Raw genomic sequence first — 19,341 nt, 5'->3', positions numbered from 1 at the left:
GCGTTAACATCTCACCGCGTATGAAGCGGGAACGGTGAGAGCAGATGCGCGCATTCGTACCCCGGCGACGGACGACCCGTCAATCCCCGCCGAGCCGCGTTGCATCCCGTGTGCAGGATGACATGCCACAGGCCCCGTCAGCGGTCCCCGTAGAGCTTGTGCGCCGCCGTGATCGCATGGTCGGCGAAACCCAGCACGTCACTCCTGCGCTCGAACGGCGAGCCGTACAACGACCGCCGCGGCGTACCGAAATGATCCCCCAGCCCCGAGATCACCCCGACCGGCGTCGACACGGCGGTGTCCTGCTCGCGCAGGCGCAGCGCCTCGTTCACCACCCGGTGCCAGCGCTCGGGAAAGGCCGTCAGAGCGTGCCGCCCCGCCCCCGTCTTGGAGGTGATCTCGCCCGTCGCGATCGTGTAGTGCAACCGGGCGACCCCGGTGACCACCCACACGACGCCGTACCCGCCGAGGCACATCAGCCCCCACGGCGTGAACGGGCGGGAGGCGCGGGTGACCAGGCGGCGCCAGTAGAGGTCGAGGTTGCGGTCGGTCCAGGTGGCCAGGACGGCGGGATCGTTCCAGATCTTCAGCTCTTCGGGCTCGGGCCCCCGGCAGGTCACGCCGTGGCGGGCCAGCGTGTGCCAGGTGACGGGATCGACCCCGCCCCTGCGGTTGAGCCGCCCGGACCGCGCCCGTGGGCGTTCGCCCAGTTCGGTGGGGTCGCGCTGCAGGTCGTCGAAGGTGAGGTAGACGCCTTCGAAGGGATGGGCGCCGAGGCGGGTGTGGATACGCTCCAGCACCTCGGCCGCCGGCGGCTCGGCCGTCACGGCCACGAAGTCGACGTCGCTGGCTCCGGGCCGGTAGTCGCCCAGGGCCGCGGAGCCCTCCAGATAGAGCCCCGCCACCAGACCTGGAGCCTCCGCGTCGGCCACGGAGAGATAGGTCTCGACGATCGCGTCGATCTTCGGGTGGAGCGTCATGGCCGCCCAGCCTGCCACAGTCCTTGCCAGCGCCTCATCACATTCAAGGATCTTAGAATGGCCGAGTGAACGACGCATATACCCCTTTAAGCCTTAAATCCACGCATGATGGTCTTAAGTGGGCGGTGGTCGATCAGGATGTGATCCCCGCCTGGGTGGCCGACATGGATCTGCCCACCGCGCCGGCCGTGTCCGAGGTGCTGCGCCGGCGCGCCGACGGTGACCTGGGATATCCGGCCTGGCTGCTGGACCCGGCGGCCGGCCCGCTGGCAGAGGCGTTCGCCGAGCGCATGGCCGGAAAGTTCGGCTGGCAGGCCGACCCGGGGCTGGTGCGCCCGTTCAACGACCTCAACCAGGCCCTCCAGGTGCTCCTCCAGCTCTGGACCCGGCCGGGCGACGGCGTCGCGCTGCACGTGCCCGCCTACCACCCGTTCCTGGACACGCTGAGCGTCATGGATCGCCCGCTGCGCCCCATCCAGATGGAGCCGGACGGCGACACGTGGCGGTTCGAGGTGCCCGACCTCTCGGGCTGCCGGGTGCTCCTGCTGGTCAACCCGCACAACCCGACCGGCCGCGTCTTCACCAGGACCGAGCTGACCGAGTTGGCCGAGCACGCCGAACGCCACGACCTGCTGGTCATCGCGGACGAGATCCATGCCGATCTGGTCTACGAGCCGAACCGGCACATCCCGTTCGCCACGATCCTGCCCGAGCGCACGGTCACGATCACGTCCGCGACCAAGGCGTTCAACCTGGGCGGCATCCGGTGCTCGGTGGCCCACCTCGGCCACCGCGGCGTCCGCGAGGCGCTGGAGGCGCAGCCCCCCTTCGTGTACGGCTCCCCCAGCGTCTTCGGCGTCGAGGCGACGGTGGCGGCCTGGCGGCACGGTGACGACTGGCTGGCGCGGACGGTGGCACTCCTGGAGCGCAACCGGCACACGATCGCCGACCGCCTGCCGGACACGTTCCGCTACCGCGTCCCCGAGGCGACGTACCTGGCCTGGTTGCACGTGGGACGGCCCGGCATGGCCGAGGTGTTCGAGCGCGAGGCCAGGGTCCGGCTGAACGACGGCGCGGGCTTCGGCCCCGGCGGCGAGCACTGTGTCCGGCTCAACTTCGCCACCACCGAGGCCATACTCCAGGAGATCCTCAACCGCCTGGCCCGCGCCTACTGAAGCGGCGGCAGCTCCGGCGGAGTGGCCGCCGGGTGCTCGGCGAGTGCCGCCAGCGCCAGTTCGACGGCCTTGTCCAGCTGCGGATCACGCCCCGCCACCCGATCCTGGGGCGTGATCACCACTTCGACGTCGGGATCGACGCCGTAGTTCTCGACGTTCCACCCCGGCCCCTCGATCCAGTGGGAGTACCGGGGCTGGGTGACCACGGTGCCGTCGACCAGCGAGTAGCGATTGTCGATGCCGATCACCCCGCCCCACGTCCGCACGCCCACCAGCGGCCCGATCCCGCGGTTCTTGATGCCCGCGCTGACGATGTCGCCGTCGGACCCGGCGAACTCGTCCGCGATCGCGACCACGGGCCCGCGCGGCGAGTCGTCGGGGTAACGCATCGGGTTGTAGCCGCGCGCCAGCGCCCAGCCCGTGACCTTGCGCGACAACTTCTCCAGGACGAGCTCCGACAGGTGGCCGCCGCCGTTCTCCCGCACGTCCACGATCAGCCCGTCGAAGGCCATCTCGGTACGCAGGTCCCGGTGGAACTGCGCCCATCCGGCCGCCGCCATGTCGGGCACGTGCAGGTAGCCCAGTTTGCCGTCCGAGACCCGCCGGACGTAGGCGCGCCGGTCCTCCACCCAGTCGTGGTAGCGCAGTTGCATCTCGTCGGAGATCGGGCTGACCACCACCCGGCGCACGTCGCCGCCGGAGGCGTGCCGCACGGTCAGCTCGATGGGCTGGTTCGCGGTGCCGGACAGCAGGGCCAGCGGGCCGCGTACCGGATCGACCGGGCGTCCGCCGACCGCGAGGATCGCGTCGCCGGGGCGGACCGCGACGCCGGGAGCGAGCAGCGGCGAGCGGGCGTTGTGGTCGGAGGACTCGCCGGGCAGGATGCGCGCGACCCGCCACACGCCGTCGGCGTCCCTGGTCAGGTCTGCGCCGAGCAGGCCCTGGCGGCGGCGGGGGTCGGTGCCAGGCCCGTTGCCGTAGGCGTAGGCGTGCGAGGTGCCCAGCTCGCCCTGCGTCTCCCAGAGCAGGTCGACCAGCTCCGAGTGCGAGCCGATCCGTTCGACCAGCGGCTCGTAGCGGTCGAGCACGCCCTGCCAGTCCACGCCGTTCATGTCGGCGCGCCAGAAGTGGTCGCGCATGAGCCGCCCCGCCTCGCGGAAGCTCTGCCGCCATTCGGCCACCGGCTCGATCTGCACGGTGATCCGGTCGAGGTCGATGGACACGACGTCGTCGCCCTCGCCCGCGGCGCGGGTCTGCAGGCCGTTCTTGCCGTTGAGCACGAGCCTGGAGCCGTCGCCGCTGACCTCGAACGTGCGGATCTCCCTGCACAGCTCGGCCTTGGCGCGCTTCTTGAGGTCGTAGCGTTCCAGCACGACGTCAGCGCTCTGCTCGCTGCCGTCGCCGAGACGGCCCGAGATCGGGTAGCGCAACCACAACAACGCGTCCTTGGCGGCACGCAGGTTGCCGTAGTGCCCGGCCGGCACCGGCACGGGCACCAGGCGGGCGAAGATCCCGTCGGGATCGACCTGGGTACGCGGCGGCTCGTCGTCCTTGTCCTTCTTGTCCCCCTTCGCCGGGCTGTCGTCCTCCCCGTTGAACCCGCGCCCCTGCAGGGAGGGGTCGAACGGGGACGGCGTGGCGGCCTGCAGCGGCACGATGTACGGCCGGCACCCGGCGGGAAAGGCCAGGTCGAACACGTGGGTGTCGTAAACAGGGTCGAACGTGCGCACCGACAGGAACGCCAGGTGCTTGCCGTCCTTGGTGAACACCGGGTCGTAGTCCACGAATCGCACGGGCGTCACCTCGACCACCGAGGTGCCGTCCACCCGCCCGATCCTGATCTGGGTCAGCCGCTGCTCGTGCGGGTGCTCCCAGGCCAGCCAGCCGGAGTCGGGCGAGAACGCCAGCCCGCTGACGTCTCCCTGCGTGCTGCGGTCCAACTCACGGACGTTCTCCGAGTCCAGATCCACGACCAGCAGCCGCCCGTCGTGCGTGGCCACGGCCACGTGCTTGCCGTCGGGCGCGGCGACCAGTTCGAGCACCCGGCCGAGTTGCCCGGCGGCCAGCGTCCTGACCTCGCTGCCGGGGGTGCCGATCTCCAGCGCCTCCTCGCCGCCGGCGTCGGACACCCACACGGCCTTGCCGTCGGCGTCGAGCACCTGCGGCAGCCGTACGCGCACGCCCGGCTCGGCCCGCAGCACCCCGGCGGGCCCGTCGCGGTGGGTCACCCAGTGCGCGGTCCCGCGGATCTCGACCGCGCTGGCCCGCCCGGTCTTGTCCGGCGAGAAGGCGCCCGCCCGCAGCGGCGCCGGCCGACTGGCCCGCCCCGGCCGCGGACCGCCCAGCCGCACGTCCAGCCGGTACGGCTCGGCGTCCAGGCTCTCCAGCAGCCACAGGTCACCGGCGTGAACGTAGATCACCCGCTCGCCGTCGCCGGCCGCCTGGCGGGCGTAGAACTGCTCGTGGGAGCTGTGCTTACGCAGGTCGGAGCCGTCGGGCAGGGCGGAGTAGAGGTTGCCGACGCCGTCCTCGTCGGACAGGAACACGATCCGGTCCCCGACCCAGCTCACCGACCAGTACTGCGCGGCGCTGTCGCCGAACAGCCGGGCGAACTCCCCGTCGCCCTCGGCGTCCACCCAGATCTTGCCCGCCGTGCCGCCGCGGTACCGCTTCCACTGGGAGGGCTCGCGCCACATCGACGACACGGTCGCGACCCGCGCGCCGCTGCGCGCCACGTCGCTCACCCACCCGTAGGGCAGCCGCGTCGCGCCGCTGCCGTCGAGCGGCACGGCGAAGGCCCAGCGCCGCGCGTCCATGCCCTGCCCGGTCGAGCTGATCGCGAGCACGTCACCGTCGCCGGTCCAGCCGCGGACCGAGGTGGCGGAGTCGCCCCAGTAGGTCAGCCGTTCGCCCTCCGCGCCGTCGATCTCGGCCGAGAACACCTCGGGGGCCCCTTCTCTGGTGCCGGTCCAGGCGATGCGCCCGCCGTCGGGCGAGAATCTCGGGTACGAGACGGGTACGCGCTCGGCGGTGAACCGCCAGGCCCTTCCGCCGGTCAGTGGTGCCAGCCAGACGTCGTCGTCGGCGACGAAGGTGACCAGGTCACCATGCAGGTGCGGGTATCTCAGGTATGCGCCGTTTGCCACACGTGCACATTAAACCGCGCCGCCAAGCGGGACCCAAGAATTCCTCCGCCAGCGGACGTGCGATGTCCCGGAAATGACCAGGTCGGCGATGTCGCGGCATGGGCGGGGAAGAAGCCTTTCACACCACTTGTGAGGAAAAATGAGGATCTTCGCGCGTGTGCACCAGATGCCGCCCCGCCTGGCCGCGGCCGCCATCATCCTGGACTCCGGGTTCGGCAAGGCGACCGCCGACGAGCAGAGCGCCGCGGCCCTGCACGGCCTGACCACCGGCACGTATCCGTTCCTGCGCCGGGTGGACCCCTCCGCCTTCGTCCGGCTGCTGTCGAAGGGGGAGATCGCCCTCGGGGTGGCCCTGCTGACGCCGTTCGTGCCGTCGCTGCTGGCGGGGGCGGCGCTGACGGGGTTCGCGGCGGGGTTGCTCGGCCTGTATCTCAGGACGCCGGGGATGCGCGAGGAGGGCAGCCTGCGGCCGACCAAGCAGGGCCTGGACATCGCCAAGGACGTCTGGCTGCTGGGCATCGGAGTGGGCCTGATCGTCGAGGAGTGGCGCGCCCGCGACCAACATTGATCTTCCGGCTCCGCCCGCTAACCCGGGCAAAGCCGGGTAGCCGTGACGCATGGTACAAATCGGCTACACCTTGATGTCCGAACAGACCCCGGCGCGCGAACTGGTCGACTACGCCGCCGCGGCCGAACGGCTCGGCTTCGACTACGCCGTGATCTCCGACCACTATTTCCCGTGGATCGAGGAGATGGGTCACTCTCCCTACTGCTGGTCGGTGCTCGGGGCGGCGGCCCAGGTCACCGAGCGGCTGCCGCTCATGACGTACGTGACCTGCCCCATCATGCGATACCACCCGGCGGTGGTGGCGCAGAAGGCCGCCACGATGGGCGTGCTCAGCGAGGGCAGGTTCACGCTGGGACTCGGCGCGGGCGAGAACCTCAACGAGCACGTGGTCGGCCAGGGCTGGCCGCCCGTGGACACCAGGCACCGGATGTTCGCCGAGGCCATCCAGATCATCAAGAAGCTGTTCAGCGGCGAGTACGTCACCCACCAGGGCGAGTTCTACGACGTCGACTCGGCCAAGTTGTACGACCTGCCGGAGCGGCCCGTGCCCCTGGCCATCGCCGCCTCGGGCGGTCGGTCGGCCGAACTGGCCGCCGAGTACGGCGACGTGCTGGTCATCAACGAACCGATGCCGGACGTGGTGCGGCAGTTCAACGCCGCGGGCGGCCAGGGCAAACCGGTTTACGGCCAGTTGCCGATCGCCTACGACACCGACGCCGGGGCCGCCAGGAAGCGTGCCCACGAATTGTGGCGCTGGGCGGCCGTCGGCGGCTGGAAGGTCATGGCCGAGTTGCCGGGACCGGTGAACTTCGCCGCCGCCGCAGGCACGGTGCGGCCCGAGGACGTGGCCGAGAGCGTGCCGTGCGGCGACGACGTGGACGCCGTCGTCCAGGGCGTCAAGAAGTACGCCGAGGCGGGCTACACCCACGTGGCGCTCGTCCAGATCGGCCACGACCGGCAGCAGCCCTTCTTCGACTGGGCGGAGAGGGAGCTGCTGCCGGCCCTGCGCGACCTGTGATCAGGGGACGATGTTGACCAGCTTGGGCGCCCTGACGATCACCTTGCGGGGCGTGCCCTGCAGGTAGGGGGCGATCTTGTCGGAGGCCAGGGCCAGTGCCCGCAGGTCGCCCTCGCTGATGTCGGGCGAGACCTCCAGCCGGTCGCGCACCTTGCCCGCCACCTGCACCACGCACGTGATCGACTCCTGCACCAGCAGCGCGGGATCGGCCACCGGCCAGCCGCCGAACGCCACGGACCCGGTGCGGCCCAGCCGCTCCCAGCCCTCCTCGGCGGTGTAGGGGGCCACCAGCGACAGCAGGATCGCCAGCGTCTCGGCGGCCTCGCGCACGGCCGGGTCGGCGGCGCCGGGGCCGGAGTCGATGGCCTTGCGCGCGGCGGAGGTCAGCTCCATCATCCGCGCCACCGCCACGTTGAAGCGCTGGGACTCCACCAGCTTGGTGGCCTCGTCGATCGTGTGGTGGGTCACCTTGCGCAGCTCGACGTCGCCGCGCTCGAACGGCACGCCGGGCGGGCTGCTCACCTCCGACATCACCCGCAGCACGCGGGCCAGGAACTTCTGCGAGGCCGCCGGCGAGACGTCGGCCCAGTCGATGTCGTCCTCCGGCGGCCCGGCGAAGATCATCGTCAGGCGTACGGCGTCCACCCCGAAGTCGTCGATCTGCTGGCCCAGGTCCACGCCGTTGCCCAGGGACTTCGACATGGCCTTGCCGCCGTTGATCACCTGCCCCTGGTTCAGCATGCGCAGGAACGGCTCGGTGAAGTCCAGCATGCCCATGTCGTGCAGGACCTTGGTGAAGAAGCGGGAGTACAGCAGGTGCAGCACCGCGTGCTCGATGCCGCCGACGTACTGGTCGATCGGGCCCCACTTGCGTACCTGCTCGGGGTCGAACGGCCCGTCGGTGTAGCCGGGCGAGCAGTAACGCAGGAAGTACCAGGACGAGTCGACGAACGTGTCCATCGTGTCGGTGTCGCGCTTGGCCGGCCCCGAGCACTTGGGGCAGGCGACGTTGACCCACTCGGTGGCGCTGGCCAGCGGGGAGACCCCCTTGGGCGCCAGCGCCTCGCCGCGCATGTCGGGCAGCGTGACCGGCAGCTGATCGTCGGGGACGGGCACCTCGCCGCAGTCGGGGCAGTGGATGATCGGGATCGGCGTGCCCCAGAACCGCTGCCGTGACAGCAGCCAGTCGCGCAGCCGGAAGTTGATCGCGCCCGCGCCCCTGCCCTCGACCTCCAGCACCTCAATGATCTTGGCGATGGCCTCGGCCTTGGCCAGGCCGTCCAGCGGGCCGGAGTTGACCAGCAGGCCCTCGCCGGGCGTGGCCTCGCCGGTCTCGCCCGGGTCGGCCAGGCCGGTGTGCACGACGACCTTCACCGGCAGGTCGAACTTGCGGGCGAAGTCCAGGTCGCGCTGGTCGTGCGCGGGCACGGCCATGATGGCGCCGTGGCCGTAGTCGGACAGCACGTAGTCGGCCGTCCAGACCGGGATGCGCTCGCCGTTGACCGGGTTGATCGCGTAGCGGCCCAGGAAGACGCCGGTCTTCTCCTTGTCGGTGGCCAGCCGCTCGATGTCGCTCAGCTTGGCGACCTCGGCGCGGTAGGCCTCGAAGGCCGGGCGCTGCTCGTCGGTGACGATCTCGTCGGCCAGCGCCGCGTCGGCGGCGACCACGAAGAACGTCGCGCCGTACAGGGTGTCGGGGCGCGTGGTGTAGACGTGGACCGGCTCCTCGCGGCCCTCGATCTCGAACAGCACGTCGGCGCCCTCGGAGCGGCCGATCCAGTTGCGCTGCATGGTCAGCAGCCGCTCGGGCCAGCCGGTCAGCTGTTCCATGTCGTCCAGCAGGCGCTGCGCGTAGTCAGTGATCTTGAAGTACCACTGCGTCAGCTCGCGGCGTACGACGTCGGCGCCGCAGCGCTCGCACTTGCCGGCCACGACCTGCTCGTTGGCCAGCACCGTCTGGTCGTTGGGGCACCAGTTGACCAGGCCGCCCTTGCGGTAGGCCAGGCCGCGCTCGAAGAAGCGGATGAACAGCCACTGGTTCCAGCGGTAGTAGTCGGGATCACTGGTGTGCAGGCGACGCGACCAGTCGAAGGCGATCCCGTAACGTCCGAACGAGGTGGCCTGCGTCTCGATGTTGGCGTAGGTCCACTCGGCCGGGTGCGCGTTGCGCTTGATCGCGGCGTTCTCCGCGGGCAGGCCGAAGGAGTCCCAGCCGATCGGATGCAGGACGTTGTAGCCCTTCTGCATCCAGTAACGCGCGACGACGTCGCCGATGGCGAACACCTCGCCATGGCCCATGTGCAGGTCGCCGGACGGGTAGGGGAACATGTCGAGCATGTAGCGGCGCTCGCGGGTGTCCGCGGCGTCCTCGCTCGCTCGGAAGGTCTCCTGCTCCTCCCATCGCTGCTGCCACTTGGCCTGCAGCGCCTGCGGATCGTACTCACTCACGGCTACTGTCCTTCTGGCTTGATTCGGACCCATAAGAAAACCCCTCGTGCACACAACGAGGGGCGGAGCCGCGACGGCGAGATCTTCAGGGCCGTCGCGGCCCGCTAAGAAGCAGGGTCGCGGAACGCATGTGTCAAGCCTAGCGCACCTCTTAGACGGAACGCAGGTGGACGATCGAGGTCCATGGGCACAATGGAGGCTTCAGGTCCGGTGAGACCTGATGGTGATGTATCCGTTGTGACCTCATTCGTCCCAGAAGAATAGCCTTATCGCCGTGGTATACCCAGCTGAGCCAGATCGACCGAGGAGCGACCTGCCCATGCAGGATCCGCCCACGGATCCGCATGGCTTCGCTCGTTTCGCTGCGGAACCACCTACATCTCCTGGAAAATCCCATGAGATCATGCGTGAGACGTCAAATCCGGATATAACGGGACATCCGGACACAACCTCGGGAGGGCCGGCCGCAATGGCAACGGAGAATTCCGGACCTCATCTGCCATCCTCCTGGCCGGATGCACCACGTCGCGACCCCTCCCCCGCCTGGGCCGACGCCACCTCCGCCGAGGTTCCCACCTCCTGGCCGGAGACGCCGAAGCCGGCCCGCGACGAGCCGGCCTGGCCGGAGCCGCCGCGTACGGACCCATCCTGGCCCGAGCCGCCCGGCGCCGCCCGCCCCGACGCGGCCGGCGGCCCCGCCTCGTGGCCGGACTCCGCATCACACCCGTCCTGGCCGGATTCCGCATCACACCCGTCCTGGCCGGATCCGGCCCCGCAGGGTTCGGTACGGCCCGACGTGCCGCGCCCGCACGACTCCCGTCAGGACGTGCCGATGCCGTGGTCGGACTCCTCCCCCTCGGTCGTGCCGACGTCCTGGCCCGACAGTTCTCCTGGGGACGTGCCCATCTCCTGGCCCGACGCGCCGCCGCCGCAGAGCCCCGCGGGCACCTCCGGCTGGCCGGAGGTGTCCTCCAAGGGCGCCCCGCCGCCGTCCTCGCCCCCGCAACACTCCTCCCCGTCGCTCCCGCCGCTCCCGTCGGCGCAGCATTCCTCCCCCTCGCTCCCCTCCCCGCAGGCGCCGGTTCCCGATCCGGTCCCCGCGTGGGAGCAGCCGCCCGCCCCCGCGCCCGGCGCCTGGTCGAACCTGGCCGACGCCGCGCCCTGGCCGCCGGCCGAGGCGCCCGCCGAGCGCACCACGGCCTACAACAACCCGAACCCGCCCGCCGAGCGGCCCGCGGTCTACAACGACCCCAATCCCCCAGCCGAGCGACCCGCGGTCTACAACGACCCCAATCCGCCCGCCGAGCGCACGATGGTCTACAACGACCCGAACCCCCCGGCCGACGCCCCGCCCCGGGACGTACCGCCGCACCGGGACGCGCCGCCTGCCCAGTCCCACCCGGCCGACGAACGTACGGTCACTTATGCCCAGCACAAAGAGAGCCTCCTCAACGATCGCGCGGTGCCCTCAAGCCCCATGAACTCCCCCCACCCGGACGCACCCCCCAACGCCGGCCAGCCTCCCCGTCCCGGCGGCAAGCTGAGCCGCGACCCCTCCGACCCCGAGAACCGGTTCGTCACGGCCGGCCAGATCAGCGGCTCCCGCACCCCGCCGCCCGAGCGCCAGCAGGAGCTCTGGAACACCGTCTTCGGCGACAACTACCAGGCCATGGGCGAGCGTGACCCCCTCGACGAAGAGGAGGGGTCGGGCAAGCCCGTCTGGATCTACGCGCTCGGCGGCTCGGTCGGGATCGCGCTGGTCGCCGCGGTGTTGTGGGCGTTCCTGTGGGGCCCGCTGGCCGGCGAGGCGCCGTCGAGCGCCAACGTCGCGGGCGAGAAGCCCACGAGCGCGCCCCCGACGCCCCCCAAGAAGACCTCGACCTCGATCGGCGCGCTGCCCAGGTACCCCGGCAAGGCCTCGCCCGTCATCGGCCGGGTGCCCGACGCCGCCGCCGGCATCTCGATGCCGCGCCTGGGCGGCAACTGGCAGCTCGACCAGCGCGCCACGGTCAAGGGCACCTACGGCTTCGACACCCGCCAGTACATCCAGGTGGCGCCGGACAGGTACGCCCAGGTCATGTCGGCGCCGCTGTCGCAGCGGCTGTCCTCCTACTACGAGGCCGACGACCTGGAGCCGGCCATCAAGCAGGTGGTGCTGAGCGCCCGCAGGAGCTTCTTCCCCCCGGACAACAAGGTACGCAAGATCGCCCAGCAGCCGATCAAGGTGGGCGACCAGACGGGGCGGCTGATCGCGTACTCGCTGACCTCCAAGACCGAGAAGGCCACGATCGTGACGATGGCCGTCAACACGGGCGCCGAGGTCCCGGCCATCGTCTACATGTCGATCCCGGCCGAGAGCAAGAAGCTGCTGCCCGACATTCGCGTGGTGATGAACCAGCTCAAGCTCAGCGCCCAGTAGCCGTCAGAACGTGCACTCCATGTGCTTGATGCCGTTGATGAAGCTGGAGTGCAGGCGGTCCGGCCTGCCGCCCTCGATGGCGGGCACGCGGCGCAGCAGCTCGCGGAACATCACCGTGATCTCCCGCCTGGCCAGGTGGGCGCCGAGGCAGAAGTGCGGGCCGGGACCGCCGTAGCCGACGTGCGGGTTGGGGTGGCGGGTGATGTCGAAGCGCAGCGGGTCGGCGAACACGGCCTCGTCCCTGTTGGCCGACCAGTAGAACAGCACGGCCTTCTGACCCTTGCGGTAGAGGTGCCCGTTCATCTCGAAGTCCCTGGTGACCTTGCGGCGCATGAAGTTCACCGGGGAGGCCAGCCGGACGATCTCCTCCACGGCACCGGGCGCGTGGCCGTCGATGTCCTCCAGCCAGAGGGCGCGCTGGTCGGGGTTCTTGGTGAGCAGCCGCAGGCCGTAGGAGATGGCGTTGCGGGTGGTCTCGTTGCCGGCCACGACCAGCAGGATGAAGAACGAGCCCAGCTCCTGCATGGTCAGCCGCTCGCCGTCGATGTTGGCGTTGACCAGGGACGAGGTCAGGTCGCCCGTGGGGTTGTCGGCGCGGTGCCCGGCCAGGTCCTGCACGAGTTGCTGCAGCTCCATGCCGGCGTTGAGCAGCCGCTCGGCGAGCTGTTCGAGGTCGTCGCCGGTGTACTCGGGGTCGAAGCCGCCCAGGATGATGTTCGAGCGGTCGAAGACGAACCGGTAGTCGCGCTCGGGGATGCCCATCATGTCGCAGATGATCTTCAGCGGCAGGCGCGCGGCCACCTCGGTCACGAAGTCGCAGCCGGGCCCCTTGGCCAGCAGGTCGTCCACGATGCCGACGGCGGCCGACTCCACGTCCGCCTCGAACTGCTTGATCATCTTGGGCGTGAACGCCCGCGAGACGATCCTGCGCAGCCGGGCGTGACGGGGGTCGTCCATGTTGATCATGGAGCCGAAGTACTCGGCGAACTCCGCGGGCATGTCCGGGATGTTCGTCGCGCCTCCGTCGCCGGAGCAGAAGACCTCGGGGTTGCGGCTGGCCTCCAGGATGTCGGCATGCCTGGCCAGGGCGTAGTAGCCCGGGCCCTTGGGCATGTACGACATTTCCATCTCTTCGAAGAAGGCCGGCGTCTCGCGCGCCCGTAGCCGCGCGAACGCCTTCTCGCGCTCGCTCATGGGCTGGGCCCAGAAGTCGCGCTCCGACAGGTCGAAGTCCAGGACGCTCATGAGGCCATCATTGAAACAAGCGGCCACTTACGTCAATGGGTTGGACGTACGCCGTACGTACGAATCAGCGGAGCCAGTCGAGGATGAGCCGGTTGACCTCGGCGGGCCGTTCCAGGTGCAGGAAGTGCCCGGCGCCCGCGACCTGCTCGAACCGCGAGCCTCCCGGCAGGTGGTTCAGGGCGTCCTTGACCAGATCGGCGCTGATGCAGCCGTCCTGGGCGCCGTGCAGGTAGAGGACGGGGGCGGTCACGGTGTTCTCGACGGCCGGGTGGCGGCCGGAGGGCGGCGTGGTGCCCAGCATGGCCCGGTAGTAGCCGATGGCCGCGCTCAGGTTGGCCGGGTCGCCGATGCTGCCACGGACGAACTCCACATCCTGGCCCGCGTCGTAGCCGGGTGACCAGTCGCGCCACAGGCCCTCGATGAAGCCGGGCGCGGCGGCGGCAGACTCGGCCAGCGCCGTCTGGAAGAGGAAGATGTAGAACGAGCGCTTGAGCTGCTCGTACTCCGCGAAGACGTTCGCCAGCGAGCCGGGTGGCGGCACCGCGAGCGTCACGGCCCTGCGGAAACGATCGGCCGTGGCGTAGGCCGGGAAGGAGCCCCAGTCGTGGCCGATGACCACGGCGTCCGCGTCGCCGCCCAGTTCCTCGTGCAGCGCGCGCACGTCGGCGACCAGGGCGGCGGTCTCGTACGCGCCGTCGGCCGGGATCTCGGTGGGCGCGTAGCCGCGCATGAACGGCGCGACCGCGCGGTAGCCGCGCTCGGCCAGTGCCGGCATCAGGTGCCGCCAGGTGTGCGCGGTGTCGGGAAAGCCGTGCAGGCACAACGCCAGCGGCCCCTCGCCCAACGTCAGATACGCGAACTCCACCCCATTGGCGTGGATAGTCCTGATCTCCATGCCTGCGAAACCTAGCACGCCGCCTCCTGGCCGCACGGGTAGTACGGAAAGCTCAGAACGCCCACCGCTGGTGCTTGACGCCGTTGATGAAGTTGGACAGCAGGAAGTCGGGCTCCCCCACCGTCCTGACGTCAGGCAGCCGGGTGAACAACTCGCGGAACATCACGGTCATCTCCCTGCGCGCCAGGTGAGCGCCCAGGCAGTAGTGCGGCCCCGGACCGCCGAAGCCGACGTGCGGGTTGGGGTCGCGGCCGATGTCGAACGCGTCCGGGTCGTCGAACACCGACTCGTCGCGGTTGGCGGAGTTGTAGAAGAGCAGCACCTTGTCGCCCTTCTTGTACGCCGTGCCGTTCATCTCATGGTCCCGCGTCAGCGTGCGGCGGAACTGGATCACCGGCGTCGCGTAACGGACGATCTCGTCGCAGGCCCCGACGATGCGGCCGTCGAAGTCCGCCAGCAGCCGCGCCCGCTGCTCGGGGTGGTCGGTGAAGAGCTTGAGCCCGTACGCGACCGCGTTGCGCGTGGTCTCGCTGCCCGCCACCACCAGCAGGATGAAGAACGAGCCCAGTTGTTGCGAGGTGAGCCGCTCCTCGCCGTTGACCAGGAGGCTGACCAGGTCGCCGGTGGGCCTCCTGCGCCGCTCGTCGCCCAGGCGGGCGGCCAGCCGGTTGAGCGAGTAGCCGGCGTGCAGCAGCCTGGCCAGGCCGCGGGCGACGTTGAGGCGGTTGAAGTCGGGCGAGATGCCGGTGTACTCGGCGTCGGCGTTGCCGAGGATGACGTTGGTCCGCCGCAACACCATGTCATGAAATTTCGCCGGAATCCCCATCATGTCGCAGATGACCCGTACGGGCAGCTTGGCGGCCACCTGCGTGACGAAGTCCCCCGGCCCCTCCTCGATCGCCCGGTCCACGATCTCCTCGGCGGCCCGCGCCAGATCCTCCTCCATCTTCGACAGGATGCGCGGCGTGAACGCCCGCGAGACGATCCTGCGCAGCCTGGCGTGGCGGGGGTCGTCCATGTTGATCATCGAGCCGAAGTAGACGCTCAGCCAGCGCGGCATGTCGGGGATGCTGTTGGAGCACGGCTCGCTGCTGAACACGGCCGCGTTCCTGCTGGCCTCGGTCACATCGGCGTGGCTGACCAGGGCGTAGTAGCCGGGGCCGCCGCCGATGAACGGCACGGCCTGCTCCGGCACGAACATCGGGCGGCCCCGCGCGCGCAACTCGCGGAAGGCCGCCATGCGCTCGGACTGCGACCGTCCCCAGAACGGGATCTGCGACAGGTCGAGATCGGCGGGCAAGGTCATACCCAGGAGCCTACGCAAGTGTCCACTTACGTCAAGGCCCGCCGGGCCTGATCAGGCCAGTCAGGACTTGCCCGACCTGACCAGATCACCTCAAGGCTTGCTCGACCTGACCAGATCACTTCAAGGCTTGCCCGACCCGGCCAGATCACCTCAAGGCTTGCTCGACCTGATCAGGTCGGCCCCCTTCTCGCCGATCATGACGGCGGGGGCGTGCGTGTGGCCGCGGTTGAGCGTCGGCATGATGGACACGTCCACCACCCGCAGCCCCTCGACGCCGCGCACGCGCAGCTCGGGGTCCACGACGGAGTTCTCGTCCACGCCCATGCGGCAGCTGCCGGCCGGGTGGTAGAGGGTCTCGCCGCGCTCGCGCGCCCACCGGGCCAGCTCCTCGTCGCTCTCCGGCGCCCAGTACGGCGCCATCGGCCCTCCCGCGTACGGCTTCATCGCGGTGGTGGCGAACACGTGCTTGGCCGCCTTCAGCCCCGCGACCATGCGCCTGACGTCGGCCTCAGCGGTCAGGTAACCGGGGTCGATCACCACGTCCCTGCCGCTCAGCCCGATCCTGCCGCGGCTCTCCGGCTGCAGCAGCACGACCCCGACGGTCAGGCCGTGGCCGGTCGGCGGGGTGAGGCCGTGGTCGACGAAGGGCGCGGGCGCGAAGATCAGCTCGATGTCGGGCGCGGGCTCCTCGTCGGTGGTCCTGATGAACGCGACGGCCTCGCCGACGTTCGTGGTGAGCATGCCGGAGCGCAGCACGATGTAACGCAGCAGGTTCAGAATCGACTCGGCCTTGGTCAGCGTCACCGGCTGCTTGCACTCGACGAACACGCCGCTGGAGAGGTGGTCCTGGAGGTTCTTGCCGACCTCGGGCAAGTCGTGCACGATCGGCACGCCCGCGTCGCGCAGCTCGTCGGCCGCGCCCACGCCTGAGCGCATGAGCAGGTACGGCGAGCCGATCGCCCCCGCCGCCAGGACGACCTCCATCCTGGCCCTGATCGGGGCGCCGCCGCTGTGCTCGATGCCCGTCGCGCGCCTGCCGTCGAACGTCACCTTGTCCACGGTGGTGTCGGTGATCACGTGCAGGTTGGGCCGCGAGGCCGCCGGGCGCAGGTAGGCGTCGGCGGAGCTCCACCGCCTGCCGCGGTTCTGGGTGACCGGGGTCGGGCAGTAGCCCTCGTTGGAGCGGCCGTTCAGCTCCTTGAGCCGGGTGTAGCCCAGCTCCTCGCACGCCTGGAGGAACGCGGCGGTGGTGACGTTGGGGCTGCGCAGCTCGGAGACGTAGAGGGGGCCGGTCGTGCCGTAGACACCGCCCACGTTCGAGCCGACGCGGCGCTCGGCATTGGTGAAGTAGGGCAGCACGTCGTCGTAGGTCCAGCCGGGAATTCCCCACTGGTCGTAGTCCTGCTGGCAGCCGCGCACGTACATCTGGGCGTTCATCGACGACGAGCCGCCCAGCACCCTGCCCCTGGGCCAGTACAACTCGCGGCCGGACATCTCGCTCTGTTTGGAGGTGGTGTAATTCCAGTCGTACTCGGTTTTGAAGAGTTTCTTGAATCCGGCGGGCATGCGGATCTCGAGCTTGTCGTCCTTGCCGCCCGCCTCGATTAGCGCCACCGATATACCGGGGTCTTCCGAGAGCCTGTTGGCCAGCACGCAGCCCGCCGAGCCCGCCCCGACGATCACATAGTCGTAGTCCATGGCAACCCCTCCAAGGGGTAAGTAACTTCCTACTTGCTTACTTCACCGGGGGCTTGCACGTCCATATGCACTTGTGACCTGAGTTACCTACCAGTCGGTATGCCGATACTGCGAAGATGACGCGAAGCCGTTCTATGAGGGAGGAAGGCGTCATGCTCAACCTGTCGATCGTCCTGGAGGACAGCGCCAGGAACACCCCGGACCAGACCGCGATCGTCTTCAACGACATGCGGCTGCCGTACTCCATGATCGACACCGTAGCGAACCAGGTGGCGAATCTGCTGGTGACACGCGGTATCGGCAAGGGTGACAAGGTCGCGCTGGCCTGTCCCAACCTGCCGTACTTCCCGTTCGTGTACTACGGCATCCTGAAGGCCGGCGCCACGGTGGTGCCGCTGAACGTCCTCCTCCAGTCGCGCGAGATCGCGTACCACCTCGACGACAGCGACGCCAAGGCGCTGTTCTGCTTCGAGGGCACGCCCGAACTGCCGCTCGGCGAGCGCGGCAAGGCCGGCTTCGAGGCCGCCGAGCGCTGCGAGCAGTTCATCGTGCTGCCCGCGACGGCGCTGGCCACCGAGTCGGAGTACGGCGAGTCGTTCTGGGCCGCGCTCGGCGGGATGGCGAGCGAGTTCGAGACCGTGCAGACCTCGCCCGACGACACCGCGGTGATCCTCTACACCTCCGGCACCACGGGCCAGCCCAAGGGCGCCGAGCTCACCCACCAGAACATGCTGATGAACGCCATCATCAGCGACCGGATGTTCCCCCGCACCGAGGGCGGCGACACCTACCTGGCGGTCCTGCCGCTGTTCCACTCCTTCGGCCAGACGACCGTTCTGAACACCGGCTTCCTGCGCGGCGCCACGGTCGTGCTGCTGCCGCGCTTCGAGCCGGGCGACGCGCTGGGCCTCATCGCCAAGGAGAACGTGACGTTCTTCGCCGGCGTGCCCACGATGTACTGGGCGATGCTCTCGAAGATCCACGCCGAGGGCGCGGAGGTGCCGGGCTCGCTCAAAGTGGCCGTCTCCGGTGGCGCGGCGGCCCCGGTCGAGGTGCTCAAGGACTTCGAGCAGACGTTCGGCGTGGGCATCCTGGAGGGGTACGGGCTGTCGGAGACCGCGCCGGTGGCCTGCTTCAACCAGCCGGAACGGCCCAGCAAGCCCGGCACGATCGGCACCCCGATCTGGGGCGTGGAGATGAAGCTCGTCGATGGCGACTGGAAGACGGTCGAGGGCGAGGGTCCCGGCGAGATCGCCATCCGCGGGCACAACATCATGAAGGGTTACTACGGCCGCGCCGAGGCCACGGCGGAGGTCATGAAGGACGGCTGGTTCCGCACCGGCGACATCGCCACGCGCGACGCCGACGGCTACTACTCGATCATCGACCGGGCCAAGGACATGATCATCCGGGGCGGGTTCAACGTCTATCCGCGTGAACTCGAAGAGGTCCTCATGACGCATGAGGCCGTGTCGCTGGCCGCCGTCGTGGGGATCGCGCACGAGTCGCACGGCGAGGAGGTCAAGGCGTACGTCATCCGCACGCCCGGGACCACGATCACCGAGGACGAGCTGATCGCCTGGGGCAAGGAGAACATGGCCGCCTACAAGTACCCGAGGATCATCGAGTTCCGCGACGCCCTGCCGATGACGGCCACAGGCAAGATCCTCAAGCGCGAACTCCGCTGACGCTCCCTTACGACGGCGCGGGCACCACCCGCCCGCGCCGTTCCTCATCTCCTCACATCTCCCGATGGAATTGCTGATGCCTGCCCTTTTCGACCTCGACAACACGCTGATCGACCGGCTGGGCGCGTTCGAGCGCTGGGCCGCCGAGTTCGCGGCCGAGCGGGGGCTGGGGCCGGGGGCCGTGGAGTGGCTGGTGGCGGCCGACGCCGACGGGTCGGTGCCGATGGAGACCTTCTTCGGCCTCGTACGGGATCGGTTCGGGCTGGCCGAGCCCGCGCGGGAGTTGTGGCGCGCCTACCGGGCACGGCTGCCGCACCTGGTCACCTGCCGCGCCGAGGTGCTGGACGGGCTCGACCGCCTGCGGGCGGCCGGATGGGCGGTCGGGATCGTGACGAACGGGATGGCCGACAACCAGACGGGCAAGATCCGGCACAGCGGGCTGGCCACTCGGGTGGACGGGTGGGCGATCTCGGAGGCGGAGGGCGTGCGCAAGCCGGACGTCCGGCTGTTCGAGATCGGCGCGGCGCGGTGCGGGGCGTCGTTGCGTGACGGCGGGTGGATGGTGGGGGACGACCTGGTGAGCGACATCCGGGGCGGGCGCGCGGCCGGGCTGCGCACGATCTGGATCGACCGCAACCGCCCACCGGCGTCAACCGGCCGACCCGGTAAACCCGATCATGTCGTGACCGACGTCGTCGCGGCGATGAAGCTGCTTATCGAGATGCGTCCGGGCGGCGCGGGCCGGTAGCTTGCCC

The 19,341-nt window shown here is 69.8% G+C and carries 13 protein-coding genes; 6 read left to right on the top strand and 7 right to left on the bottom strand.

The window, feature by feature from the left end:
• Window positions 1-137: 137 nt before the first annotated feature.
• Window positions 138-980, bottom strand: a complete 843-nt coding sequence (locus AB0I81_RS38000; RefSeq protein WP_360667290.1) for an aminoglycoside adenylyltransferase domain-containing protein — start codon at window positions 978-980, stop codon at window positions 138-140.
• 125 nt (window positions 981-1,105) lie between these two features.
• Between AB0I81_RS38000 and AB0I81_RS37995 the strand changes: the two genes are divergently transcribed.
• The gene (locus AB0I81_RS37995; protein ID WP_360667287.1) at window positions 1,106-2,155 is read left to right on the top strand and encodes an aminotransferase class I/II-fold pyridoxal phosphate-dependent enzyme; all 1,050 of its coding nucleotides are present in this window, start codon (window positions 1,106-1,108) and stop codon (window positions 2,153-2,155) included.
• On the opposite strand, the gene AB0I81_RS37990 is transcribed toward AB0I81_RS37995, so the two are convergent.
• Window positions 2,149-5,301 (bottom strand): PDZ domain-containing protein, encoded by a 3,153-nt coding sequence (locus tag AB0I81_RS37990; RefSeq protein ID WP_360667285.1) that lies wholly within the window; start codon window positions 5,299-5,301, stop codon window positions 2,149-2,151. The two genes, AB0I81_RS37995 and AB0I81_RS37990, sit on opposite strands and share 7 nt — an antisense overlap.
• Window positions 5,302-5,440: 139 nt before the next feature.
• On the opposite strand from AB0I81_RS37990, the gene AB0I81_RS37985 reads away from it, so the two are divergent.
• Together AB0I81_RS37985 and AB0I81_RS37980 are read left to right on the top strand one after the other, a co-directional pair.
• Window positions 5,441-5,869 (top strand): hypothetical protein, encoded by a 429-nt coding sequence (locus tag AB0I81_RS37985; RefSeq protein ID WP_360667282.1) that lies wholly within the window; start codon window positions 5,441-5,443, stop codon window positions 5,867-5,869.
• 49 nt (window positions 5,870-5,918) lie between these two features.
• Window positions 5,919-6,887 carry a TIGR03557 family F420-dependent LLM class oxidoreductase gene (locus tag AB0I81_RS37980; protein WP_360667279.1) on the top strand — a complete coding sequence of 323 codons (969 nt, stop codon included), beginning with the start codon at window positions 5,919-5,921 and terminating at the stop codon, window positions 6,885-6,887.
• Here AB0I81_RS37980 and leuS read toward each other — a convergent pair whose 3' ends face one another.
• Window positions 6,888-9,368, bottom strand: coding sequence for a leucine--tRNA ligase (gene leuS / locus AB0I81_RS37975; protein WP_360667276.1), 2,481 nt, complete (start codon window positions 9,366-9,368; stop codon window positions 6,888-6,890).
• A 436-nt stretch (window positions 9,369-9,804) separates the two neighbouring features.
• On the opposite strand from leuS, the gene AB0I81_RS37970 reads away from it, so the two are divergent.
• Window positions 9,805-11,754 (top strand): hypothetical protein, encoded by a 1,950-nt coding sequence (locus AB0I81_RS37970; protein WP_360667273.1) that lies wholly within the window; start codon window positions 9,805-9,807, stop codon window positions 11,752-11,754.
• A gap of 3 nt (window positions 11,755-11,757) precedes the next feature.
• Here the strand turns inward: AB0I81_RS37970 and AB0I81_RS37965 are convergent, their stop codons facing one another.
• The 4 genes from AB0I81_RS37965 to AB0I81_RS37950 all read right to left on the bottom strand — a co-directional run bounded on the left by AB0I81_RS37965 (window position 11,758) and on the right by AB0I81_RS37950 (window position 16,898).
• Window positions 11,758-12,999 carry a cytochrome P450 gene (locus AB0I81_RS37965; RefSeq protein ID WP_360667270.1) on the bottom strand — a complete coding sequence of 414 codons (1,242 nt, stop codon included), beginning with the start codon at window positions 12,997-12,999 and terminating at the stop codon, window positions 11,758-11,760.
• A 64-nt stretch (window positions 13,000-13,063) separates the two neighbouring features.
• Window positions 13,064-13,912: an alpha/beta hydrolase gene (locus tag AB0I81_RS37960; RefSeq protein WP_360667268.1), complete on the bottom strand. Its 849-nt coding sequence runs from the start codon at window positions 13,910-13,912 to the stop codon at window positions 13,064-13,066.
• A gap of 34 nt (window positions 13,913-13,946) precedes the next feature.
• Complete coding sequence (locus AB0I81_RS37955; RefSeq protein ID WP_360667265.1) at window positions 13,947-15,200, bottom strand: cytochrome P450; 1,254 nt, start codon at window positions 15,198-15,200, stop codon at window positions 13,947-13,949.
• A gap of 150 nt (window positions 15,201-15,350) precedes the next feature.
• Window positions 15,351-16,898: a GMC family oxidoreductase N-terminal domain-containing protein gene (locus tag AB0I81_RS37950; RefSeq protein ID WP_360667262.1), complete on the bottom strand. Its 1,548-nt coding sequence runs from the start codon at window positions 16,896-16,898 to the stop codon at window positions 15,351-15,353.
• Window positions 16,899-17,050: 152 nt separating this feature from the next.
• Here AB0I81_RS37950 and AB0I81_RS37945 point away from each other — a divergent pair, with 152 nt between their 5' ends.
• Window positions 17,051-18,586 (top strand): long-chain fatty acid--CoA ligase, encoded by a 1,536-nt coding sequence (locus AB0I81_RS37945; RefSeq protein WP_360667592.1) that lies wholly within the window; start codon window positions 17,051-17,053, stop codon window positions 18,584-18,586.
• A 76-nt stretch (window positions 18,587-18,662) separates the two neighbouring features.
• Window positions 18,663-19,334 carry an HAD-IA family hydrolase gene (locus AB0I81_RS37940; RefSeq protein ID WP_360667259.1) on the top strand — a complete coding sequence of 224 codons (672 nt, stop codon included), beginning with the start codon at window positions 18,663-18,665 and terminating at the stop codon, window positions 19,332-19,334.
• The last annotated feature ends 7 nt before the right edge of the window (window positions 19,335-19,341 follow it).

The sequence above is a fragment of the Nonomuraea sp. NPDC050404 genome (assembly GCF_040655495.1).
In the GTDB taxonomy this organism is placed as follows: domain Bacteria; phylum Actinomycetota; class Actinomycetes; order Streptosporangiales; family Streptosporangiaceae; genus Nonomuraea.
Note: the sequence above shows the minus strand (reverse complement) of the source record. Positions and strands in the feature narration are given on the sequence as shown.